The organism is Longispora urticae, from assembly GCF_053902585.1.
In genome coordinates, this window is the sequence record NZ_JAQZSH010000036.1 from 37,615 (window position 1) to 61,412 (window position 23,798).

Below are 23,798 nucleotides of genomic sequence, written 5' to 3' on the forward strand. Positions count from 1 at the left end.
TCAGTGGCAGGTGTACGTCGGGCTGGTGTCCAGCACGCTGTTGTCCGCCCCGATGAGGGTCGAGGTGAACGTCGTGTCCGTGAAGTTCAGCTTCAGCACACCGAACTTGCCGGTGATCCGCTTGAGGCTGTTGGGCTGCACGTTCTCGATCGCGTACGGCGGCGCGCCGCCCATCCCGCCCAGGATCTCCACGATGCCGTTGGCGTTGCTCTGCGCGGTGGGGGTCTGCGGGCCGAACCGCTCGTAGTGGTGGTCGTGGCCGTTGAGGACCAGGTCGGCGCGGGCCGCGTACAGGGCGTCCCACACCGGCTTGCTGACCGGGTCGTTGCCGTGCTCACCGGAGCTGAACAGCGGGTGGTGGTAGTACGCCGCGATGCAGCCCTTGGTGTTGGCGGCCAGGTCGGCCTTCAGCCAGTTGAGCTGCTCGGGGGTGTCGAGCAGGTTGGAGTCGAGGGCGACGAAGTGCCAGTTGCCCTCGTTGTAGCTGTAGTAGCTCTTGCCCTGGGGGAAGGCGATGGAGCCGTAGTAGCTCTTGTAGCCGACCTCGAACCCGGCCGGGTCGTAGGTCTCGTGGTTGCCGGGGACGGGCCGGGTCTTGGCCTTGAACGCGCCCCAGGTGGTGTCGTAGTACGCCTTGTAGTCCGAGAGCCGCGCGTCGTCGTACTGGTTGTCACCCATGGTGACCACGAACTTGGGGTTCATGTTCGTCACGAGCTTGGCCGTCTTCGGGTGCTGACAGCTGGACGAGGACGCCGTGCACTGGGCGGCGATGTCCCCGGCCGCCGCGACGACGAAGGAGCCGCCGCCCGGTGAGGGGGACGCCGTCGGGCTGGCGGTCGGGCTCGCGCTGGTCGAGGGGCTGGGCGTGGGGCCGGGGCCCTGGGTGCCGTACACCTCGAGTTCCTTGATCGAGTATCCGTAGGACGTGCCGCGCTGGGTGCCGTTCACCCGGACGTAGCGGCCGGCCCCGGACAGGCCGGTGCGGTCGTCGGTGCCCCCGTCGCCGTCGGTGGTGGTGTGCACCCGGATCCAGTTGGTCCCGTCGTTGGACAGGTCGAACGTGTACTTCTTGGCGTAGGCGGCCTCCCAGACCACCTTGATCCGGGACACGGCGGACACCGCGCCGAGGTCCACCTGCAGCCACTCGGGGTCGTGGCCCTCCTGGGAGGCCCACCGGGTGCTGGTGGTGCCGTCCACGGCCTTGTTGGGGGAGAAGCTGGACGACTCCACCGACGAGGCGGTGGCGGGCTTGTCGCGGGACAGCAGCGGGTCGGCGGCCTCGGCGGCGGTGACCCCGACGCCTAACAGGGCCGCGACGAGCGTGATGGGAATGACGGTATGGCGCAAACGGAACACGTCTGCCTCCTGGTCAGCGGAAACGCGGACGGACCCCACCGCCCCCATGGGGAGGGCGATGGCTCAGCGGGCGCAGGGGCCCGCCGACGGCCGGGTCAGTGCTTCGTACTGAGCGCGTCACCTCAGGTGGGGAGGCCGCGCCGAGCCGTTGGGTCGATCACAGCGGATCATGGCATTATTTGTCAAGTAGTCTAACTATCAATTGGCACCCTTGAGTCCATCCAAGATCGCTGATAGAAAGGGTGGCGCTGCGCGGGGCGGTCACCCGTCCCTACTCCTCCGTGGAGGAAACATGTCCGACCCCGACCGCGCCCTGCTCACCGCCGCCCTGTCCCGCCGCTCCGTGTTCCGGGGCGCCGTTGCCCTCGGCGCCGGCGCCACCGTCGGCGGCCTCGAACTCGCGGGCCCCGCCTCGGCCACCGTGCCCGCGCCCGCCATCGCCAGCTGCGCCACCTGGGGCGCCCGCCCGCCGGCCGACCCGCTGACCGAGATCAGCACCGACGCCAACAAGATCCTGATCCACCACACCGCCACCCCGAACGTCACCGACTACTCCCAGGCGCACGCCCACTCCCTGGCCCGGGCCATCCAGAACTTCCACATGGACAGCAACCACTGGTCCGACACCGGCCAGCACCTCACGGTCAGCCGCGGCGGGTACGTCACCGAGGGCCGGCACTTCAGCCTCGCCCACCTGACCAGCGGCAACGGCATGGTGGTCGGCGCGCACTGCCCGGGGCAGAACAACCAGGCCATCGGGATCGAGAACGAGGGCACCTACATCTCGGCCACGCCCACCACCGCCCAGTGGAACAAGCTGGTCGACCTGTGCGCGTACATCTGCGAGCGGTACGCGATCGCGCCGACGAAGATCTACGGGCACCGCGACTACGTGTCCACCAGCTGCCCCGGCGACGCGTTCTACGCCAGGCTCCCGCAGCTGCGGCTCGACGTGGCCGCCCGGCTCGACGGCACCCCGGCGTTCTCGGTCGTCGTCGACAACGCGTCCGCCGGCTTCCGGGCGTCGGCCGCCTGGGACGTGTCCAGCTTCTCCGCCCAGCGGCACGGCGGCGACTACCGGTTCGCCACCCCGGTCGGGGCCAGCGACGCCGCCTACTTCTCGGCCACCCTGCCGGCGGCGGCGAACTACCGGGTCGAAACCTGGTACCCGGCCGACGCCGGCTACAACGCGGCCACCCCGTTCGTGGTGTTCGCCTCCGGGGGCAGCCGGACCGTGACCGTGAACCAGCAGGTCAACGGGGGAGGGTGGCGGGACCTGGGGACGTTCGCGTTCGGGGCGGGGGCGCGTGACCTGGTGGCGGTGAGCCGCTGGACGTCGGGCACCCAGTACGTGATCGCCGACGCGGTCCGGGTCACCCGGGTCTGACCCGACGCCGGCCGGGTGGGGGCGCCCACCCGGCCCGCAGGTCGGCCCATCCGGTCCCGGCGGGTCAACCTGCCTGCGCGCGTTGGACGCCGGAACCGACCGGTTCCCGTCCCGCCGCACCCCCGGCGCGCGGAGGTCGACGCGCGATGAACCGGCGACGGGACGTCCGGCGGCGCGGGGTCTAGGAGTCCACCGTCGACTGCAACCGCAGGGCCTCCGACGTGTACGCCGCCGCCAGCGACCCGCCCGTGTGCAACTCGCCCAGCCGGCGCGCCGTCCGCGCCTGAGCCCGCCGGTCCCCGATCCGCTCGAAGATCTCCCACGCCCGGGTCAGCAGCCGCACCGCCGCGTCCCCGCGTTCGAACCCGGCCAGGTCCGTCAGGCAGTACGCCTCGCCGTGCGCGTCCCCGAGCGCCGCGAACCGGTCCAGCGCCGCCACCAGCGCCGACCGCGCCCCGGCGGGGTCCCCGGACCGCAGCCGCAGCAGGCCGAGCTGGTGGGTCAGGTGCGCGGTGCGGTGCGTGTCGTCGACCTCCCCGGCGAGCCGCAGGCCGGTCCGCAGCGCCCCGGCCGCCGCCGGCAGGTTCCCGCCCACCCGCAGGGCCATGCCGAGCGCGCCGTGCACGTACGCCTGGCCGTGCCGGTCGTCGGCGGCCACGTAGTACGCGAGGGCGAGGCGGAGGCAGTCGTACGCGGCGTCCAGTTCGCCCCGGATCCGGTGCACCGCGCCCAGCCCGGCCAGGGCCCCGGCCTCGCCGCGCGGGTTGCCGAGCCGCGCGTACAGCAGCCGGGAGCGGCTGAACGCCTCGGTCGCCGCGGAGTACCGGTCCCGGTAGAGGTGCACCTGCCCCAGGTCGCGCAGCGTGACCGCCTCGCCGAGCAGGTCACCGGCCCGTCGGCACGCGGCGTGCGCGGCCCGGGCGGTGCGCTCCCAGTCGGTGGTCCGCCCGACCAGGTCGCACCACGGCACCATGGCGTGCGCGAGTTCCCAGGCCAGGTCCGCGTACCCGCCGCGCGCCGCCAGCCCGACCGCCGCCACCAGGGCCCCGCTCTCGGCGGCGAACCAGGCCACCGGGTCCGCGGTCAGCGCGTCGCCGCCGGGCACCGGCCAGCGCGCGGCGACCCGGACCCCGGGCCCGAACACCGGGGGCGGCAGCGACGCGGCGGCCCGGTCGGCGAGTTCCAGGTAGCCGCCGAGGACCCTGCGCACGGCCGCGTGGTCGGGGACGCCGGGCAGGTCGGGGGCGAGCAGGCCGACGAGGACCGGCAGCGCGTACCGGGCCTGGCCGAGGGCGTCGACGCCGTGGGCCCGTACCAGTCGATGGGTGTGCAGGGCCTCCAGCACCGACCGCCAGGAGGTGCGGTCCGACAGCGCGCCGACCACCCAGCCGGGCACCGGCCCCAGGCCGAGCTGCGCCAGGCCGCGCAGCACCCCGGTCGCCTCCCCGTCGAGCCGGTCGGCGCCGGCGAGCAGCGGCACCTCGTCGCGGAGCAGCAGCGAGCGGTGCAGGGCCCGCAGCGGCTCGCCGGGCTCGACGCCCAGCTCCTCGGCGAGGCCGCGGCGGGCCCGGGCGTAGGCGGCCAGGGCCTCGGCGCGCCGGCCGGTGGCCTCCAGAGCGGTCATCAGCAGCAGCCAGGACTCCTCGCGCAGCGGGTCCTCGTCGACGAGGGCGCGCAGGTCCTCCAGCCGGCCGGCCGGGTCGGCGGCGGCCCGGGCCTGGCGGATGCCCCGCCACCGCTCGACGAGCCGGTCCACCTCCGGGGCCCACAGCGGGCACGGTGGCAGATTCTCCAGGGGCTCGCCCCGCCACAGGTCCAGCGCGTCCGGGTCGGCGGCGTCGAACCGGGCCGCGTCCAGCTCGCCGTCGCCCAGCTGGAGCCGGTAGCCGGGCGGTTGGCGGTGCAGGCGCTCGTCGCCGAGCAGGCCGCGCAGGTAGCTGACGTAGGTGTGCACATTGGCCACCGCCGACCGGGGCCGCCGCTGGGGCCAGAGCACCTCGACGGCGTGGTCCACCGACACGGTGCGGCCGTGGTGCAGGGCGAGGGTGGCCAGCAGCTGGCGGGGTTTACGGCCCTCGACGGTGACGAGGACCCCGTCCTTGACCAGCTCCAACGGGCCGAGGATCCGCAGTTCGAAGCCGTCCGACATCGACACATCACCCACGATTCATGATCGATGCGGCTGAGCCTAGCGGGGTCGGATCTTCCGGACCAGTGGCGAGTGGAGGAATTCTGGAGGTCGCCTGGAGGTCCGGGCGTGAGGCTGGGCGCACCCCGCGCAGCAGCGGACCCACCGCGCGAAAGGAGCCCACCATGCGCCTCCGCCCGGCGCTGCGAGCCGCAGCCGCCCTGATCATCGGCCTGTCGAGCGTGTTCCTGGCCAGCCAACCCGCCTCGGCGGCCGCCCCGGCGTTCCAGATGCCGTTCCCCTGTGGACAGGCCTGGAACGGCGACAGCGACAACAGCAGCGCCCACGTCTCCTGGGAGCTGGACTTCAACCGGGGGAGTTCGGCCAACGCCGACCTCGGCGACACCGTCCTGGCCGCCGCCGCCGGCACCGTCGAGGTCTCGGCCCACCAGGGCTCCGTCAACGGGTACGGGAACCTCATCGTCCTCAACCACGGCGGCGGCTACTACACCTACTACGCGCACCTCAACAAGCGCGCCGTGACCGCCGGCCAGTCCGTCCTGCGCGGCCAGGCCATCGGCTCCGTCGGCAACACGAGCAAGCCGGGCAACGGCATCTCCCCGCACCTGCACTTCGAGGTGCGCTACCCGGACCGCTCGCAGTCGCACATCATCAAGGCCGTGTTCAACGGCTCGACGTTCGGCTACCCGAACTCCACCCCGACCAGCCACAACTGCGCCACCCAGCGCGACCCGGCGACCGTGTGCGGGGCCGGGTTCGAGATGACCGACTCGGTGAAGCTCGGCACGGCCGGCACCGCGAACCTGCTCTGGAAGGGCTCCACCTCGCAGAACTGCGCGGTGACCCTGAAGATGACCAGCGTGGGCACGGGTACGGCCACCAGCGCGTTCCTGGAACCACAGGGGGCGTCGCGGACCACGGACTCGGGGAGTTTCACCGAGTACGCCGGCCCGGTGGTGCGCACCTCGCCCAACTGCGTGAAGTGGGGCGGCAGCGCGGGCGGCTCGAGCTACACGTCGGGCTTCGAACACTGCTAGTGGCCGGGTGACGGGCGGGGGCTGAGGGGCCACGCCCGTCCCGTCCCGACCGCGTCGCGCCGTGGGTCCGTCGACGGGCCCACGGCGCACCGGCGCGCCCACCCGCGCCTACTTCCGGGGCGTCACCCGTCGGGTCGGCGGGGCGGTGGTCGGGTCCTCCGGCCACGGATGCCGGGGGTACCGCCCGCGCAACTCGCCCCTGACCTGCGGGTACGCGTTCCGCCAGAACGACGGCAGGTCGGCGGTGACCGCGACCGGCCGCCCGGCCGGGGACAACAGGTGCAGGACGACCGGCACCCGCCCCTCGGCCACGGTCGGCGACGCGGCCCAGCCGAACACCTCCTGCACCCGCACGGCGAGTACCGGCGCGGCCGGGTCCGCGTAGTCGAGCCGCACCATCGAACCACTGGGGACGGCCAACCGCTCGGGGACCACCTGGTCGAGCCGGGCCGCCTGCGCCCACGGCACCAGACGGCGCAACGCGGACGCCACATCGGTCCGGGCCAGCTGGCCCCGCCGGGTGGCCTTCCGCAGCTCCGGCCCCAGCCACTCCCCGGCCCGGTCCAGCAGCGTCCCGTCGTCCACGGCCGGCCACGGCTCCCCGAGCGCCCGGTGGCAGCAGGCCAGCCGGTCCCGCAGGCCCCGGGCGGCGGGGGACCAGTCGAGCAGGCCCAGACCCTCCTTGCGCAGGCCGGTGAGCAGCGCCGCGGCGACCAGTTCGCGGTCCGGGGACGGCAGGGGGCGCTCCACCAGGACGATCGCGCCGAGGAGTTCGACCCGGCGGGCCAGGACGTCGCCGTCGGCCCAGGTGACCTGCTCCTCGGTGCGGACCAGGGCGCCGGCGAGCTCGCGGGCCGTGGCCTCGTCCAGCGGGGCGGCGAGCCGGATCCGGGCCGACGCGCGGCCGGTCGGGCGGTCGGCGGTGGCGACGGCGAGCCAGGGCAGGCCGGTCAGGGGGGAGCCCTCGTTCAGGTCGGCCCCGGTGCCGCCGGCCATCAGGTACTCCCGGCCCCCGGCCCGGCGGAGCCGCGCGAGCCGCTCCGGGAACGCGAGGCCCACCACGATCCCGGCGGCGGCCTCGTCGGGCACCCGCGCGTCCGGGGCGCTGTCGCGGGGCCGGTCGGGCAGCAGGCGGCGGGTCTCGTCGCGCCAGCGGGCCGTCGCCGCGCGGTCCACGTTGTCCCGCAGCCGCCGCCAGTCCGCCGCCAGGTCGTCGGTCGTGTGCGCCTCCTCCGACAGCAGCGCCACCACCTCGGCCGCCCGGCGCGCCCCGACCAGCCCGACCCCGTCGAGCAGGGCCCGGGCCAGGCGGGGATGCGCGCCGACGGCCGCGATGGCCCGACCCCGGGGCGTGACCCGGCCGGCGTCGTCCACCGCGCCGAGCGCCCGCAGGGTCGCCCCGGCCACCTCCGCCGACGCGGCCGGCGGCGGGTCGAGCAGCTCCAGTCCGGTGCCGCCGGGGTTGCCCCAGCAGGCCAGTTCGAGCAGGAAGGCGGTCAGGTCGGCGACGGCCACCTCCGGTTCGGCGTGCGCGGGGAGGCGGTCGTGCTCGCCCTCCGACCAGCACCGGTACGCCCAGCCCTCCGCCTCGCGGCCCGCCCGCCCCGCGCGCTGGGTGGCCGAGGCCTTCGACACCCGGCCGGTGACCAGCGCGCCGAGTCCCCGGGCCAGGTCGATCCGGGGCGAACGGGCCAGGCCGGCGTCCACCACGATCCGCACCCCGGGCACGGTGAGGCTGCTCTCGGCCACCGCCGTGGCGAGCACGACCCGGCGGTGGGCGCTCGGCCGCAGGGCCGCGTCCTGGGTACCGGCCGCCTGCCGCCCGTGCAGGGTGACGATCTCCACGGGCCCGTTCCGGTCGGTCAGCCCCGCCAGGCGCCCGGCGACCCCCGCGATCTCGCCCGCCCCGGGCAGGAACACCAGCACGTCACCGTCGGCCTCGCGGAGCGCCCGCCGGACCGTGGCCGCCACGTGGTCCAGCGACCGGGGATCGACCCGCAGCCCGTGCGGCGGCGGGATCGGCCGGTCGGGCGGGCACCACACGGTCCGCACCGGGTGCAGGGCCGCGTCGGCGGACACCACCGGCCCGCCCACCACCCGGGACAGCCGGTCGGCCTCGGCGGTCGCGGAGGTGGCCAGCAGCCACAGGTCGGGCCGCAGCGCCGCGCGGACGTCCACGGTGAACGCCAGGGCCAGGTCGGTGTCCAGGTGCCGTTCGTGGCACTCGTCGAGCATCACCGCGCCGACCCCGGGCAGGTCGGGGTCCCGGCCGAGGCGGCGGACCAGGACCCCGGTCGTGACCACCTCGATCCGGGTCCGCGGGCCGACCCTGCGCTCGCCGCGCACCGCGTACCCGACGGACTCGCCGACCTGCTCGCCCAGCAGGGCCGCCATCCGGCGCGCGGCGGCCCGGGCGGCCACCCGGCGGGGCTCGGCCACGATCACCGTGCCGGTCACGGCGCCGGCCAGGGCCAGGGGCACGAGGGTCGTCTTGCCGGTGCCGGGCGGGGCGACCAGTACCCCCGCGTGGTGGTGCTCCAGCGCATCCAGCAGGGACGCGAGCACGGCCCGGATCGGCAGGTCGGTGTCCGGTCCCGGCGGCGGCAGCATGCCGACAGCTTCGCACGCCCGGACATTGACGCTGCTGGAGGTCATGTATACGGTGTATACATGACCTCCAGTACCGCCGAGCGGATCGCCTCCGCCGCGCGAGGGATCCTGCACGCCGAAGGGGCCGACGCCGTCACGATGCGCCGGGTCGCCGACGCCGTGGGTATCACCCCGATGGCCATCTACCGGCACTTCCCCGACCGGCAGGCCCTGCTGCGCGCCGTCGCCGACGCGGCCTTCGCCGACGCCGCCCGCGACTGGGGCTCCACGCCCCTCACCGGTGACCTGCGTGCCGACCTGCGGGTCCTCGTCGACGAACACCTCGACTTCGCGCTCGGCCACCCCCGGCTCTACGCGTTCATGTTCACCGACCGGCGCGAGGAGGCCCGGCAGTTCTCCGCCGGGATCCGCGAGGGCGGGTCGCCGACCCTCAACCTGCTCGTCGCGTTCCTCCGGGCCCAGATCGCCGCCGGCGGGCTGCGCGACGACGACGTGTGGGAGGTCGCGCTGACCCTCGCCGCGCACCTGCACGGGCTGGTCCTGCTGCACCAGGGCGACCGGACCGGACTGTCCGACGAGGACTTCCGGGGCCTGGCGCACCGGTCCGTGGAGAGGTTGGTCCGTGGCCTCGCCGCATGACACGCCGACCGCCACGCCGGACAGCCCCGGACCCGGCAGACCCGGCGGCGCACGACCGGTCGGGGCGGAATCCGGGTCCCGACTCCCCGCGATGACCCACCGCGGGCTCCGGGCGCTCGGCACCGCGCTGGCCACCGCCGTCCTCGCCTACCTCGGCACCGGACTGCACCCCGTGCCGGCCCTCACCTGGCTGGCGCCCCTGCCCGTGCTGCTGCTCGCCCCGCGGGTGTCCTGGCGGCTGGCCGGACCGGCGGCGTTCGCCGGTTGGATCCTCGGCTACGCCAACGTGTGGACGTTCTACGCGTCGGACCTGGAGATGCCCGTACCCCTCCTGGTGGGTTGTCTCGTTGTGCTGTCCGCCGCGTTCGCCGGCCTCGTCCTGGCCTACCGGGCACTGCTGCTCCGGGGCCGGGCGCTGTCCGCCACGCTCGCCACCGCCGCCGGCTGGGCCGCCCTCGAATACGTGTTGTCGCTGGTCACACCGCACGGCGCCTACCTCAGCGTCGCCTACACCCAGACCGATGTCCTGCCGGTCACCCAACTCGCCTCCCTCACGGGTGTGTGGGGCATCAGCTTCCTGCTCCTCGGGGTACCGGCCGCGCTGGCCACCCTCCGCCGCCCCCCGGTCGTGGCCGCCGCCCTGACCGCCGCCGCCGTCCTCGGCTACGGCGCCTGGCACCTCACGGACGTCCCGGCTCCCCGGACCACCGCCCGGGTCGCGCTCCTCGAACTCCCGGCCCCGAACGGCGAGGTCCCCGTCGACAGCCCCGCCGGCCGGGCGCACGTCGCCGCCTACGTGACCCGGCTCCGGGAGGTCACCGCCGACGTCGTCGTCCTGCCCGAGGTCGCGTTCCGCGCCGACGAGAACACCCTGTCCCTGCTCACCGGCCCGTTCACGGCCGTGGCCGCGGAGCGCGGGTTCGACCTGGTCGTGGGGCTGGCGCTCACCGAGGGCGGCGTGGCCAGGAACGTCGCCCTGAACCTGTCGCCGACCGGCCCGCCCGTCCGGTACGTCAAACACCACCTCGTCCCCGGCCTGGAGGACCGGTTCGCGCCGGGGGAGGGCCTCGCGTTCGGCCGCCCCGACCGGGGACTGGTGATCTGCAAGGACCTCGACTTCCCGGACCTGGTCCGCGACTACCGCCTGCACGGCGCGGACCTGCTCCTCGCGCCCGCGTGGGACTTCGACGTGGACGCCTGGCTGCACAGCCGGATGGCCGTGATGCGCGGGGTGGAGAGCGGGGTGACGATCGCCCGTACCGGTCGGGACGGGACGCTGGTGATCACCGATCCGCGCGGACACGTCCTCGCCGAGGGGGACGGCGGGCTGGTCGTGGCGGAGGCGGGCCTGTGGTCGCGGCCGACGCCGTACGCCCGGTGGGGGGACTGGTTCGCCTGGCTGTGTCTGGTGCTGCTGTGCGGGGTCTGGGGTGCGGCCTTCGTGGCGCGCCGGCGACAGCGACGGGCCGGCGGCGGGGCCGTGACCTCGTAGTACGCGGCCCGGGCTCGACCGGCCCGGGCCGCGACCTGGGATCAGGCGGCCCGGGCCGTCCCCGCTACTCGATGACGAGCCGGACGACCGCGCCGTCCGCGCCCACCATCAGCCCGAGCGCCCGGACCGGCGCCAGGTCCTCGCGTTCCTTCTCCGTCATCGACGTGCTCGCCGCGAACACCTTGCGCAGGTCCACGTAGGCGACCACGGACGTGGTGGCCGGCCGGCCGGCCATCGCCCTGCGGTACAGCTCGTTGTCCGCGAGGGTGCCCTGCGGCTGGTAGGAACCGTAGGTGAGCGTCGTCTTCTGCCCCGTGCCCTCGACCTTGATCAGCGACCCGAACAGGCCGAGCACGCCGCGCAGCCGCCCGGCGGTGGCCGCGTCGGGACCGTCGGCGGTGAGCCGCCCGGCCGGGTGCGCCAGGTCGGTGACCGCGACCGTGAGGGTCGCCCCGAACAGGCCCTTGATCCCGCCGAGCATCGCGTCGACGGTCTCCTTGTCGAGCAGGCCCTTCAGGGCGCCGAGCTGGGCGTCGACCTGCTGGTCGAGCGAGCTGTCGAGGGCCTTGCGCACCTCGGGGCTGTCGGTGAGCGGCTGGACCACGGCCGCGATGACGGAGTTGCCCGGCAGGGTCTCCAGCTGCTTGACCAGGTCGGCCTTCGGCACCACGGTGGGCGGGACGCTCTGGGCGACGCGCAGTTCCACGCCGTCCGGGACGGCCTGGAGCCCGAGGGCCACCTGGCCGACGGTCTGGCCGTCGAGGGTGGTGGCGGGGAAGCCCTCCTGCAGCGACCTACCGGCCGCCAGGACACCGGGGCCGTCCGCCCAGCCGATCGCGACCTGGTTGGCGGGCAACTTCCGCACCACGGAGGTGTACGCGTCGGTCTGGGCCAGCTTCCTCGACACCCGGACGGCGTCGTGCGCGGCGGTCCGCGCGGTGGCCGACCCCACGGGCACGGCGACGAGGGCGTACCCGTCGGTCAGCTCGAAGTTCACCTTCGCGCCGGTGAGCGCCTTCCCGGCCTTGGCGTCGTCGGTGCTGGCCAGCGCGTACAGGGTGACGTAGCCGCCGTCGGTCTTCCACAGGGCGACGCCGAGCCGGTCACCCAGCCAGGGCTTCGCGGCGTCGTACGTCAGGCCGGGGATGTCGGCCTCCTCCAGCAGGTCCCGCTTGACGTCGGCCGTACTGCCGGAGCGGCTGGGGAACTTGCGCACCAGGTTCAGCAGCTGCTTCTGCTGGCTCAGCGCCGGGTCGAGGTCCATCCGGGCGAACGCGGCGACCGTGCCGGGCATGACCTGCTCCGGCTCGACCCCGGTCGGCGCGGTCCACAACCGCACGGCCGCGAACGCGCCACCGCCGAGCAGCACGGCGACGGCCACCCCGAGGGCGACGAACAGTGCCGTGCGGCTCCGCCGGGGCGGGGCGGGCGGCGCGGCCGGCGGGGCGAAGCCGGGGGCGGTGGGCTGTTCGTACCCGATGACGGGGTCGCCCTGTGCCGACCACGGATCCGGCTGGTCCTGGGGGTGGGTCACGTCGTGCCTTTCTGAGTGCGGGTGGCGACCGATGCTAGCGCCGGGAGGTCACCCTCCGCAGTCCCGTTCCGCGCGGCCGGGGCCACGGGGCCGGAGGGGCGCACAGCCGCCGTCCCACCAGGTGGGGACCGCGGGCCGGGAGCTTCGCCGCGCGGGAGCGTGCCGACGATGGCAGAGTGGATCGGTGGGGCCAGGTCGGTGACCGGGTCCGCTCGGCCGTTGGCTCAGGTGTAGAGGATGCGCTATTTGCCCGATCCCACATTGTCTGCCCGGATCAGGCGCCTGGAAGGGCTGCCGGAGGACGACCCGGCGCGCCTGGTCGCCCAGGTACGCGCCGTGCTCCCGCGCGCCGTGGCGCCGGCCGACCGCGCGCGGCTGTTGCTGCTGGAGCTCGCCGGCCTGCTCCGGCTGGGCGTGGGCGGACACGAGCGGGTACTGGGTGAGCTGACCGAGCTCGTCGAACAGTCCGGAGACCGCCTCACCCAGGCCCGGTTCCACACCCTCGCGGCGCGGGCGGCCCTGGACAGGGGAGTGGTGCAGGAGACGCTGGTGCGGCTCGTGCGGGGCCGGCAGGCACTCGACGCGGTGCCCGAACCGGGCCGGCCCGGGGTGCTCATCCTGCGCGAACAGGCGGCGGTGTACTCCCTGGCCGGCTTCCACGACCAGGCGGCGCTCACCGGCGAGCTGGCCACCCGGCTGGCGGAGCGCGCCGGGCTCAACCCCCGCAGGTACGTCGCCGCGTGGGTGCTCACCCGCCGGGCCCTGGCGCTGGACCACGCGGGCGACCCGGCCGGGTGCGCGGCGGCCCTGCGGGACATCGCGGCGCTGCGCGGGGTCCTGCCCCAGGAACAGCCCTATGTGGAGTACGCGGGTCTGCGGCTCGCGGCCCTGGGGGAGGGCGGCGGGGACGGGCCGGTCCGCGCCGACGGGGGCTACCTGACCGCGCTCGGCGAGGCGTGTCGGGCCGTCGCCCGGGGAGACGGGCCGGGCGCCCTGCGGTGGCTGGAGCCGCTGGATCCGGCCGCGTGCCCCGTCGGCCCCGCCGAGGTCCCCCGGCTGCGCGCGCTGGCCCACGCCGCGGCGGGCGACGAACGCCGGGCCAGGGAGGCGGACCGGCAGGTCGCCGCGCAGATCACCGGGCCGGCGCGCGCCCTGCCCGGACTGCTGCTGGAAGGGGTGACGGCCACCCTGGAACAGGACGAGCTGCGCCGCGACCTCGAGCACACCACGGGCGAGGCGCACACCGACGCGCTGACCGGCCTGCCCAACCGCCGGCACCTGGACCGGTACCTGGCCGGCGCCCGGGGCGGGCACGGGGTGCTGTGCGTCGCCGACCTGGACGGCTTCAAGGGCGTCAACGACCGGCACGGCCACCCGGTCGGCGACCTGGTCCTCCAGCAGGTCGCGCGGATCCTCACCCATGGTCTGCGCGCCGGGGACTACCTGGCCCGGTACGGCGGCGACGAGTTCGTCCTGGTCCTGCCCGGCACGGAACTGCCCGAGGCCGAACGGGTCCTCGGCCGGCTCTCGGACACGATGGCCGGCTACGAGTGGACGGGCCTGGTCCCCGGCACCCCCGTCGCCCTCAGCTACGGCCTGGCCCGCTACGACGCGACGAGCCCGCCCGACGAGGCGCTGCGGGTCGCCGACGCCGCCATGCTCCGCGCGAAGGACAGCGCCGCCCGGAACCGCCGGCCGCCCGTCGCGGTCCGGACGTTCGCCGACGTGCTGGACGAGGCGATCGAACGGCGGTCCCTGAGCCTGGAGCAGCTCCAGGGGCTGCTGATGGCCGAGGACGTGGCGGTCACCCTGGGCATGCTCAGCCGGTGGCGGCGCGGACTGGCCGCCCCGCGCAGCTCCCACACCACCCGTGCCGTCGCCGTGCTGGAGCAGGTCCTCGGCGAGCCGCCGGGCGCGCTGGCCGGTCTGCTCGCGCTCCGGGCCGGGCTCGGCAGGTACCGGCGGCGGCCCGACCCGGTGCCGTTCGAACAGGTCCTGGAGAAGCACGAGGTGGTGGGGCGGCTGCTCCGGGAACTGGGGCTGCCCGGCCTGCCGCTCAACCCGGCCGTGGAGTGGCTCAGCGTGCACGACCTGTACGAGCTGGACGCCGCGGGCGCGGAGTCGCTGCTGCGGGTCACCCACGTCGGCCGGGCGCGGGCGGCGGTCGACCGGTACCGGGTCATGTTCGCGGTGGATGACCTGGCCAGCCGGAGCCCCCAGGTCAAGGGTCTGCGCGGCTGCCACACCGGCCGGGTGCTCCTCGACGAGCCGTCCGGGGTGATGCTCGCCGAGCTGCTCCTCGACGCCCCGCTCGCCCCGGGTGAGGTGATGATGGCCGAGTACTCCGTGGCGATGGCGCCCGGCGGCGCGTCCGAGTACCGGGGCCACCGGGGCTTCGCGGTGGGCGGCGCGCAGTTCGTCGCCGAGGTGCACTTCCACCCGGACGCGGTGCCGGTGCGGTGCTTCGAGTTCACCCAGCCCACGGTGGACGCGCCGATCCGGGTGGTGCGCGAGGTGCCGATCAGCCGGGACCACACCGCCCTGATGGCGGTAGGGCGGGTGGAACCCGGCGACTGGGGCCTGTTCTGGGAGTGGGACTAGCGGCCCCGGGCCCTTTCCGGGAGTGGGACCGGAGGCCCCGGGCCGCCAGTCAACCCCGGCCGGCTAGCGGCCGGCGTCGTCCTGGCAGGTCACGTCGGCCTTCGGCAGCACGCCCGTGGCGAGGTACGTGTTCACGGCCCCCGCCACGCACGTGTCGGGAGAGGACCCGAACAGGCCGTGCGCCATCACGTCCCGGGCGGTCACCAGCCGGGAGCCGGTCATCGCCCGGTGCATGGCCACGCCGTGCCGGTAGACCGTCCGGGTGTCGCCGGTGGCCTGCACGATCAGCGCCGGGTGGTCGTTGCGCACCACAGTTGTCCGCTCCCGGGGCGCGGCCCAGAACGCGCAGGCCGTGATGTTGCTGGTCAGAGGGCCGAAAATGGGCTGGCTGGCCCGGACGCGCTGGATGTTGCGCCAGTACCACTCAGGGTCGCGCGGGTAGGCCACGTCGCCGCACAGCACGGCCGACTGCGCGTCACCGCCGCCGTCCGGCCCCGGGCGCAGCAGGTAGTCCAGAGAGCCCGCCAGTGCCGGGTTGGCCGGCGTGGGCCGGCCGGCGGCCGTGTCGGCGAGCGTGCGGACGTCCGCGGCGATCTGCGGATACTGGTCCCGGCCGGTCAGCGGGCCGAACACCAGCAACGCGACCACGTGCTCGTCGACGACGTGGCCGCCGACCGTCACCGGGGGACCGTCGATCAGTCCCTGTAGGCGGGCGCGCACCTGCGGCCCGGTCGTGCCCAGGTGGTATTCGGGGTCGCGGCGCGCGGTCCACGCCGCCCAGTCGTCGAGGGCCGCCTCGTTCGGCGCGCCCAGGTCCTGGAACATCCGGGGGCCGTAGCGGTCCGGGTCGACGGCGCTGTCGAGGACCACCCGGTCGGCGCGGTCCGGGAACATCTGGGTGTACACCGCGCCCAGGTACGTGCCGTAGGACCGGCCGAAGTAGCTGATCCTCCGCTCGCCCAGCGCGGCGCGGACGACATCCATGTCCCGTGCCGTGTTGCGGGTGGTGATGTGCGCCAGCCGGTCGCCCTCCCGTTCGGCGCACCGACGGGCCAGGTCGGCCTGCAGGGCCACGTCGCGGTCGAAGCCGGCCCGGTCGGAGCCGGCCGAGCGCATCGAGAACGCCACCGGCCAGCCGCAGTCGACCGGCGAACTGCGGCCCACCCCGCGCGGGTCCATGCCGATCAGGTCGTACCGGGCCAGGACCTGCGGGGTCATCGCGGTCCGGATCTGGAGCATCATGCGCAGGCCCGGGCCGCCGGGGCCGCCCGGGTTGGACAGCATGACCCCTCGGCGCTGCCGCGGCTCGGGGGACTTCAGCCGCGACACGGCCACGGTGATGGTGCGGCCCCGGGGCTCGTCGTAGTTCAGCGGCACGGTGACGTCGGCGCACTGGGCGCCGGCCGCGTCGAGTGCCGGGTCGGCGCAGGAGGCCCAGGTCAGGCGCTGCTGGTGGTAGCGGGCCAGGTCGTCGCGCGCGGCGGAGGCCGGGGTCGCGGCCACCAGTAGTCCGGCGCCGACCGCGAGTGCGAGGAGGACGTTTCGTTTCATGATCCAACGGTATGCGCGGGGGGTCCATCTCGGACATGCCGCCTGCTACCCGGGAAGGGTACAGCGGGCGCTACCGTCGCCAGGGGTCCCCGGGGCCGGCGAGGTACTCCGGTACACGTGGTCCCGGGGGATGACGGCGGCGATGACGACGACGCCGGGGTCGTCAGCGCCTCACCGGCCGGCGGCGCGCAAGGAGGTCGGCGACAGGAACGGCCGCAGCGGGCCGTCGTCGACCGTCCCCGCCAACCGTCGGGTGACCCCCGCGAGGAGGTCGGCGACCTGGACCCGGGGGTCGTCGCGGGAGTCGGCCATCACCAGTCCGGCCAGCGGGGACAACCCGGCGCCGTCGGTCAGTACCTGCTGGATGCGCCGGAGCCGGCCGGCCGTCAGGGCGCTCTGCTCGTCGTGGGTCACCAGTACCCGTCGGTGTCCGGCGCTCCAGAACAGGATCGTCTCGGCGAGCGCCGGCAGCATCGGCTCCAGCGGGGGCGGCACCGACCGGTCGTCCTCGCTGAGCCTGGTCAGGATGTCCCACACCCGGGCCCGGTCGAGCCCGTCGAGAACGCCGGCGGCCCGGGCGTCGAGCCCGTCGCGCACCAGCGAGTCGCGCGAGTCGAAGAACCGCTCCAACGCCCGGGCGTCCGGGCGGGGCCGCCGCTTGAGCCGGACGAGGTCGACGAAGGTCTCCAGGAAGGTGGTCCAACGGTGCCCGGTGGCGCGCCCGGACCGGTACACGGCGAGGGCGGCGGGCCGGCGGTCCTGGGTCAGCCGGGTACCCGCCGCGTAGGTCGGCTCGGCCAGCAGCAGGTCCACGATCCGGGTGACGAGGAAGTACTCCTTGTCGATCAGGTGCACGTGCGCCCGGCCCGCCAACCGCGCCAGGAACCAGTCGAGCGCGTCCGCCGCACCCGGGCCGCGGAGGAACTGGCCGGACTTGAACTCGTTCGGCGAGAACCGGAACCCCGACCGCAGCGCCGCGATCAGCCCCGCCGCCTCGTCCGCCCGCAGGTCGACACTCGCGTGCGTGATCACCGGGGTGGTCGGATCGAGCAGATTGGTACCGGAGAACCCGGACTCGTCACAGGCGATCTCCACGACGGCACCGGCCACCGCGCCCGACGGGGGCAGCCCGCCCTGTAGTGGCAACCTCACGTCCGGTACCTGGCCATGCCCACCATGATCGCCCGTCCACCCCGATGAGACCACCGAATTGCGCCCGGGCCTCGTACCCGTCGATGTCTCCGGTCTTGGGAGGCGCCTCAGGTCGGTTGGCCCGGGAGCGGGTTGGTGGGTGTCTCCCCGGGACCGGGCTGCGCTCCGGCGGGAGGTCCGACGACCCCGGGCTGTCCCGCGCCCGGTCGCGTGTCGGAGGGGGAGGCCGGTCCCGTGGCGGTCGGCCCGGACGTCGGCGGCTGTCCCGTGCCCGGGTGTGGCACGAGGACCGGGTGTTGCCCGGTGGTGGAGGCGTGGGCCGGTGCCGTGAACGCCGGGTGACCCGGATGCCCGGGCTGACCCGGGAACCCGTGTTGCGCGGCGGGTCCCGGCCGACCCGGGAATCCGGGCTGTGCGGCGGGCCCTGGCTGACCGGGGAATCCGGGCTGTGCGGTGGGCCCTGGCTGGCCCGGGAATCCGGACTGGGTGGGGATTCCCGGCTGGGTCGGGAACGGCAGGGGCCCCGAGGGCCTCGGCCGACGTGGCAGCAGCGCGCCGCACATCAGCATGATCAGCCCGAACAGGGCGCTCAACCCGAACAGGGCATAGGTCGCCACCTGTGCCGACTGCCGGTCGGTGAACTCGCGGATCACCTGGTAGCCGAAGGCGAAGACCAGGGCGCTGAACATGATCGCCAGGCAGCCGAGCAGGGCCAGCACCGAGTTCTTGCCATTGACGTGGATCGTCGCGGACGCCCAGATCACGCCGTTGAGCATCGCCAGGCCGATCACCGTGGCCACGAGGTAGACGAGCATCCCGGAGTCCATCATGTACGGAATCCTGCCATACCCGGCGGACGGTGTCCGGTCCGGAAATTCTGGCGGCCGACCACCGGCTTCGCCGTCGCGCACGGAGTCGGCCGGGCCGAGGCCTGTCGGGCGCGGGCCCTCTGCGGGGCCGATGCGCGCCACCGCCGGCCCCCTGGGCTTCGGCGGCCGGTTCATGATCGAACCGCCGCAACGCGCCCGGCGACCAGCCGCCCGGGCTTACGATGCGACCATGAGCGGAAAAGTAGTACATTTCGAGATTCCGACCGATGACCAGGAACGCGCGCGCGCCTTCTACGCCCGCGCGTTCGGCTGGAAGGTCGACGCCGTCCCCGACATGGAGTACGCCATGGCCGGCACCGTCGACTCCGACGAACAGGGCATGCCCACGGAGATCGGGGCGATCAACGGCGGCCTGGCCCCGAGGCGCGGCCCGCTGACCAGCCCGGTCCTGACCATCGACGTGCCCGACATCGACGACGCCCTGGCCCGGGTCGTCGAGTTCGGGGGGACGGTGGTGGAAGGGCGCCAGGAGGTGATGGGGATGGGGTTCACCGGGTACTTCGCCGACAGCGAGGGCAACACCATCGGGCTGTGGCAGAACGCGTCCCCGTCCTGAGACCGGCAACCGCCCCGGTCCCGAGATCCGGGAGCCGGCGTGGCCGACGACAGACGGGCGGGATCCGCCGGCCCGGAGGTCGGCGACGGGTGCCTAGCCGCCCGCCTGCCCGCCCCGCAGGGTCGCCAGCCAGTCGGTGACCTCCCGCTCCCTGCCGGTCCCGCACGCCAGATGCAACGCGACGCACTCCCCGCCCGTCGTGAGCGCGGCCGGCACGTCCCCGGCGGCCACCTGGGCCCGGGCGAGCTGGAGCAGCGCCGTGGCCGTCGCGACCGGCGACTGCGTGGACCGCGCCGCCGCCACCGCGTCCCCCAGGAGCCGCAGCGCCAGGTCGACGTCGCCCCGGCGCGCGGCGATCTCGCCGGCCAGGCCGAGCGCGGTGCGCAGGCCGTGCGGGTGGTTGGACTCCCGGGCCGCGTCCAGGGCGCTGCTGGCGTGGGTCCACGCGGACGCCACATCACCCATCGTCAGGTACGTCCGGCCCAGGTGGCACGCGGCGATGACCAGCCCCGTCCGGTCCTGGGCCCCGGTGAGGATGGCGACCGCCGTCCGGCACAGCTCCAGCGCCTCCTCCAGTTGGCCGAGCGCGGAGTGGCACTGGCTCAGGCAGACGAGCGCGTTCGCCTCGCCGACCCGGTTGCCCGCGGCGCGCATGCTGGCGGCCGCCTGTTCGAACGTCACCAGGGCGACTTCCGGCGCGGCCCCCGACGTCCGCAGCAGGTTGCCGAGCGCGACCTGGGCGAGGCCCCGCTGCGCCGCGGCGGTCGGGACGTCGGCGAGGTGCCGGATCGCCCAGTCGACCGCTGCCCGGGCGGCCGTCCAGTTGCCCGTCGCCCGGTAGGCCATGCTGAGCTGGGTGGCCGCCGTCGCCGCCAGGGCCGGCCGGCCGGCCCGGACGAACATCCGCCGGGCGCGCCGGAGCAGCGGGAAGGCCCGGGGGAGCTGACCGCGGGCCTGGTACATCCCGCCGAGGCCGAGTAGGAGCGCGGCGACGCCCTCGGGGTCACCGGTGGTGGCCAGGGTCTCCTCGGCGACCTGGGTCCACTCGCTGATGTAGCTCTGGTGCCCCGCGAAGTTCGTCATGCTCGTGACCAGCCGCCACGACAGGTCCGGCCAGCCGCGCCGGGTGGCGTCCCGGGCCGCCCGGAACAGCAGGTCGTACTCGGCGCGCAGCCACTCGGCGGGATCGGCGTCGCCGGGGGAGTCGGTGGCGTCGGGGCCGGACCAGGCCGGGGTGGGGTAGTTCTTGCTGGGCAGGGCCGCGTCCGCCCGCAGCGCGGCCCGCAGCAGCGCCTCGTAGCAGCGCCGGAGCGCGGCGACGTCCTCGCGGTCGGCGTGTTCGCGGGCGCAGAGTTGCACCAGGTCGTGCAGCGCGAACCTTCCCGCGTCGCGTCCCGGCGCCAGCAGCGAGGCGTCCGACAGCCGTTCGACGAACCGGTCGCCGTCCTTCGCCGAACAGCCGATGAGCACCGGCACGATCCAGTGGCCCGCCTCCGCCACGGGAAGCAGCCCGATCCGGCGGAACAGGACGGCGGTGTCCCCGGTGAGCCGGTCGAGGCTGGTACCGAACACGGCGCGCACGGTGCTGTGCGGGTCCCCCTCCACGCTCAGGGCGTCCAGCCGTTCCCCGCCCGCGACCAGGTCGGCGTACTCGCGGAGGCTCCGTCGGCCGTCGACGAGGTTCGCGGCGGCGATCCGCAGCGCCAGCGGCAGGTTTCCGCAGGCGTGCGCCAGTTCCAGTGCCGCCGTCGGGTCGGCGCGGACCCGCTGCCGGCCCACGACGTCGCCCAGCAGGTCCACCGCCTCGGCATCGGCGAGCGTCCCGAGGTCGAGGCGGTGCGCCCCGTCCCGGGCGACGAGACCGCCCAGCCGCGCCCGGCTGGTGACGAGGACGAGGCTGCCGGAGCCGCCCGGCAACAGGGGACGGACCTGGTCCACCGAGTGCGCGTTGTCGAGCAGGACGACCATCCGCCGGTCGGCGACGAGTGACCGGTACACGGCCGTGGCGTGCTCGTCGGTGTCCGGGACGGCCTGCGGGGACAACCCGAGCATCCGCAGCAGGAGCCGGGTCGCCTCCCCGGGCCCGACGGGCGCCCCGGTTCCGTGCCCGCGCAGGTCGAGATAGAACTGACCGTCGGGGAAGCGTTCCCGGGCGGTGCGGGCCCAGCGGACGGCCAGCGCGGTCTTCCCGACGCCGCCGATGCCCCGGACCACGACGACGGCCCCGCCGCCCGGTGCCGCCGAGAGCGTGTCGAGCCGCCGGAGTTCCGCCGCCCTGCCGGTGAAGTCGGGAATGTCGCGGGGGAGGGTGCTCGGCCCCGCGTCCACCGCCGGGGCCCGCGCTCCCGAGACCTGGACGCCGCGGCCGGGGTCGACGCCCCGGAGTACGGCCACCTGCATGGCGCGCAGTTCCTCGGTGGGCTCGACGCCCAGCTCCTCGACGAGGCGCTTGCGGCCCTCCTGGTACGCCTGGAGCGCCTCGGCGGGGCGTCCGCACCGGTACAGGGCCACCATCTGCTGGCCGCGCAGCCGCTCGCGGAGGGGATGCTGCGGCACGAGGGCGTTCAGTTCGGCGATGACCGCGTGGTGCGCGCCGAGCGCGAGGTCCGCGTCGATCCGGTCCTCCAGCACGCCGGTGTGCCGCTCGGTGAGCCCCGCGACGGACTCCCGGACCGCGCTGGCATCGGCGACGTCGGCGAAGGCCGGCCCGCGCCAGAGCCCGAGGGCCTCGGCCAGCAGGGTCCGGCCCCGCTCCAGGTCGCCGGCGCGCACCGCCAGGTCGCCGCGGTCGGCCAGCGCCGCGAACGCGTCCGCGTCGAGCTCGCCGTCCCGGACGAGGACCCCGTACCCGTGCGGGTAGCGGACCACGCGGGCGTCCCCGAGGCGGCGGCGGAGCTGGTGGACGTACACCTGCAGGTTCTTGGCGGCGGACTTCGGCGGTGCGGTCTCCCAGATCGCGTCCACCAGGGTGCCGGTGTCCACGGCCCGGTTCGGGTGGCACAGCAGGGTCGCCAGCAGCACCCGGAGGTTGCGCGCGCCCAGCGGGACCGGCCCGGAATCGTCGAGGACCCGCAGCGGTCCGAGGATTCCGAAGTGCACGATCGCCCTCCCGTACGCGATGCGGCCTACCGCCGGAAGTGCAGGTTACTGGATCGGCCGGCCGCCCGCCGAAGTGCCGGCATACCGAGCCCGAACCGGCGTCCGTGACCCTCGCGGGGTACCGAATTCCGCATTCACAGCACCGGGAGAGCACCACGGACCACCGCGGAGGCCCTCCCCGAAAGGAACGACTGATGTCCTCATTCCGGAAACTTCCCCAGCTCCTGGCGGCTGTCGCCGTCGGCGTCGTGGGCGCGGCGGTCGCCATGGAACCGGCCGCGGCGGCAGGGGCGCCGGCGTGTCCCTACCCGTACGTGTGCTTCTACAGCGGCGACCTGGAGAACCCGGCCTCGCAGATCACCGGCAGGTACCAGGTGGTGACCTCGGGCTACCAGAGCATCACGGGCTCGTCCATGAACGCCCGCGCCATTGTGAACACCCGCCACGACGACGTGGCCTACCTCCGCTTCACCGACGGCAAGGTGGTCTGTATCTGGCCCGGAGGCATGTACGACACCTCCAACGACCACCCGATGCGCAAGATCAACGGGGTTCGGATCTCGTCCTCGGCGACCTGCTGACCGTTCGGGGAGAGCGGGTACCCCGCACGGGGCGGCCCGTCCGGGGACTCCCCCCGGGCGGGCCGCCCCGTACGTCCGGGGGGGATCAACGCGTGCCCTGGTCCCACTCCCAGCGGATGCCCACGACCCCGCGCCCGGGGTTCTGCGCCGCCACCAGGGCGATCCGCGCGTCCGTCAGGGGGATCTCCTGTTCGCCGCGCGGCTCGTCGGCGGTCGCGGCCTGGAACCGGTAGCACCGCCGGGGCGGCTCCGAGGGGGCGAACCGGACGCGGACCACGTAGAGACCGGTGGAACGGGCGAACGCGCGAAAGTACTCGTGGTCGCCGATCGGCTGGCCGATGACCGCCGTGTACTCGATGAGGAAGGTCTCGCCCGCGTTGTGGACCCGGTCGAGGAGCAGCTCGGTGCCGACCAGACTCTGGGCGTGGTCCCTGCGCACCCGGCCGGGCCGGCAGTTCAGCGTCGCGGACACGTGGATCGTGTCGAGGTCGTACCCGGGTTCGGCGAAGTTCACCGCGAAGCACCGGTCCACCCCGTTGACCTCCGCGCGGGCCAGGAACCGGGTCCGGATCTCGGACAGGATCCGCCCGGGGCGGAGGACCACCTCCTCCTCGGTGTACAGCACGCGCACGTCGTCGGGGATCTCGGGGCAGATCTCGCCGACGATCCGCTTGACCGCGGTGCCACTCGGCACGGCGTCGAACCGGAGTCGCTCCGGGGCCCCGACGGCCTGCCGACCGCGGGAGCGACGCGGGCCGAGCAGGGCCGTCAGCGCGCCGGGGGCGAGGGCGAACAGCTCCTCCAGCGCGGTGACCGCCCGCAGGGACTCCGACCGCTCCGGGCGGTTGTGGCCGGTCTGCCAGTTGCTCAGGGTGCCGATCGCGACGTGTACCCCGCGGCGGGCGAGCCGCCCCCGGACGGCGTGCAGGGTCAGGCCGCTCTCGCCGATCGCCGATCGCAGCGCGGTCCCGAACGTGACGGGTGCCCGTGGTCGCATCTTCCACCTCCGTTCCCATGATGGCCCCGCGCGCCGTGTCCCGCAGCTGTGAAAATCCCGAGTTTTTTCAACGGGTGTCCGGGTTCCGGTCGGGGTCTCGCCGTCGCGCCGGAATCGTCCCCGCCGACCGTTCAGTGACTACTGACGGTGATTGTCCGACGTCTTGC

At 74.7% G+C, this 23,798-nt stretch carries 16 protein-coding genes; 7 read left to right on the plus strand and 9 right to left on the minus strand.

The window, feature by feature from the left end:
- Positions 1-1,356 carry a discoidin domain-containing protein gene (locus tag PT931_RS25600; protein WP_456248245.1) on the minus strand — a complete coding sequence of 452 codons (1,356 nt, stop codon included), beginning with the start codon at positions 1,354-1,356 and terminating at the stop codon, positions 1-3.
- Between the two features lie 292 nt (positions 1,357-1,648).
- Between PT931_RS25600 and PT931_RS25605 the strand changes: the two genes are divergently transcribed.
- Complete coding sequence (locus PT931_RS25605; RefSeq protein ID WP_456248246.1) at positions 1,649-2,743, plus strand: golvesin C-terminal-like domain-containing protein; 1,095 nt, start codon at positions 1,649-1,651, stop codon at positions 2,741-2,743.
- Positions 2,744-2,924: 181 nt separating this feature from the next.
- On the opposite strand, the gene PT931_RS25610 is transcribed toward PT931_RS25605, so the two are convergent.
- Positions 2,925-4,892, minus strand: coding sequence for a BTAD domain-containing putative transcriptional regulator (locus tag PT931_RS25610; RefSeq protein WP_456248247.1), 1,968 nt, complete (start codon positions 4,890-4,892; stop codon positions 2,925-2,927).
- 164 nt (positions 4,893-5,056) lie between these two features.
- On the opposite strand from PT931_RS25610, the gene PT931_RS25615 reads away from it, so the two are divergent.
- On the plus strand, positions 5,057-5,929 hold the full coding sequence (locus PT931_RS25615) for a M23 family metallopeptidase (RefSeq protein ID WP_456248248.1): 873 nt from the start codon (positions 5,057-5,059) through the stop codon (positions 5,927-5,929).
- A gap of 108 nt (positions 5,930-6,037) precedes the next feature.
- Here the strand turns inward: PT931_RS25615 and hrpB are convergent, their stop codons facing one another.
- On the minus strand, positions 6,038-8,539 hold the full coding sequence (gene hrpB / locus PT931_RS25620; protein ID WP_456248301.1) for an ATP-dependent helicase HrpB: 2,502 nt from the start codon (positions 8,537-8,539) through the stop codon (positions 6,038-6,040).
- Positions 8,540-8,599: 60 nt separating this feature from the next.
- Between hrpB and PT931_RS25625 the strand changes: the two genes are divergently transcribed.
- Both PT931_RS25625 and PT931_RS25630 read left to right on the plus strand, forming a co-directional pair.
- Positions 8,600-9,178, plus strand: a complete 579-nt coding sequence (locus tag PT931_RS25625; RefSeq protein ID WP_456248249.1) for a TetR/AcrR family transcriptional regulator — start codon at positions 8,600-8,602, stop codon at positions 9,176-9,178.
- Between the two features lie 91 nt (positions 9,179-9,269).
- The gene (locus PT931_RS25630) at positions 9,270-10,670 is read left to right on the plus strand and encodes a nitrilase-related carbon-nitrogen hydrolase (RefSeq protein ID WP_456248250.1); all 1,401 of its coding nucleotides are present in this window, start codon (positions 9,270-9,272) and stop codon (positions 10,668-10,670) included.
- Between the two features lie 64 nt (positions 10,671-10,734).
- Here the strand turns inward: PT931_RS25630 and PT931_RS25635 are convergent, their stop codons facing one another.
- Complete coding sequence (locus PT931_RS25635) at positions 10,735-12,204, minus strand: hypothetical protein (protein ID WP_456248251.1); 1,470 nt, start codon at positions 12,202-12,204, stop codon at positions 10,735-10,737.
- 237 nt (positions 12,205-12,441) lie between these two features.
- Here PT931_RS25635 and PT931_RS25640 point away from each other — a divergent pair, with 237 nt between their 5' ends.
- Positions 12,442-14,805 (plus strand): GGDEF domain-containing protein, encoded by a 2,364-nt coding sequence (locus PT931_RS25640; protein WP_456248252.1) that lies wholly within the window; start codon positions 12,442-12,444, stop codon positions 14,803-14,805.
- A gap of 63 nt (positions 14,806-14,868) precedes the next feature.
- On the opposite strand, the gene PT931_RS25645 is transcribed toward PT931_RS25640, so the two are convergent.
- From PT931_RS25645 to PT931_RS25655, 3 genes are all read right to left on the minus strand, one after another.
- Positions 14,869-16,356, minus strand: coding sequence for an alpha/beta fold hydrolase (locus PT931_RS25645; protein ID WP_456248253.1), 1,488 nt, complete (start codon positions 16,354-16,356; stop codon positions 14,869-14,871).
- A gap of 171 nt (positions 16,357-16,527) precedes the next feature.
- Entirely contained in the window at positions 16,528-17,508 is a 981-nt protein-coding gene (locus PT931_RS25650; protein ID WP_456248254.1) for a DUF3800 domain-containing protein, read from the minus strand.
- 107 nt (positions 17,509-17,615) lie between these two features.
- Complete coding sequence (locus PT931_RS25655; protein ID WP_456248255.1) at positions 17,616-18,338, minus strand: hypothetical protein; 723 nt, start codon at positions 18,336-18,338, stop codon at positions 17,616-17,618.
- 229 nt (positions 18,339-18,567) lie between these two features.
- On the opposite strand from PT931_RS25655, the gene PT931_RS25660 reads away from it, so the two are divergent.
- Entirely contained in the window at positions 18,568-18,954 is a 387-nt protein-coding gene (locus PT931_RS25660) for a VOC family protein (RefSeq protein ID WP_456248256.1), read from the plus strand.
- Positions 18,955-19,047: 93 nt separating this feature from the next.
- Here PT931_RS25660 and PT931_RS25665 read toward each other — a convergent pair whose 3' ends face one another.
- Positions 19,048-22,053: a BTAD domain-containing putative transcriptional regulator gene (locus PT931_RS25665; protein WP_456248257.1), complete on the minus strand. Its 3,006-nt coding sequence runs from the start codon at positions 22,051-22,053 to the stop codon at positions 19,048-19,050.
- A gap of 194 nt (positions 22,054-22,247) precedes the next feature.
- Between PT931_RS25665 and PT931_RS25670 the strand changes: the two genes are divergently transcribed.
- Positions 22,248-22,634, plus strand: coding sequence for a hypothetical protein (locus tag PT931_RS25670; protein WP_456248258.1), 387 nt, complete (start codon positions 22,248-22,250; stop codon positions 22,632-22,634).
- Between the two features lie 85 nt (positions 22,635-22,719).
- Here the strand turns inward: PT931_RS25670 and PT931_RS25675 are convergent, their stop codons facing one another.
- Positions 22,720-23,631: a hypothetical protein gene (locus tag PT931_RS25675; RefSeq protein WP_456248259.1), complete on the minus strand. Its 912-nt coding sequence runs from the start codon at positions 23,629-23,631 to the stop codon at positions 22,720-22,722.
- Positions 23,632-23,798: the final 167 nt, after the last annotated feature.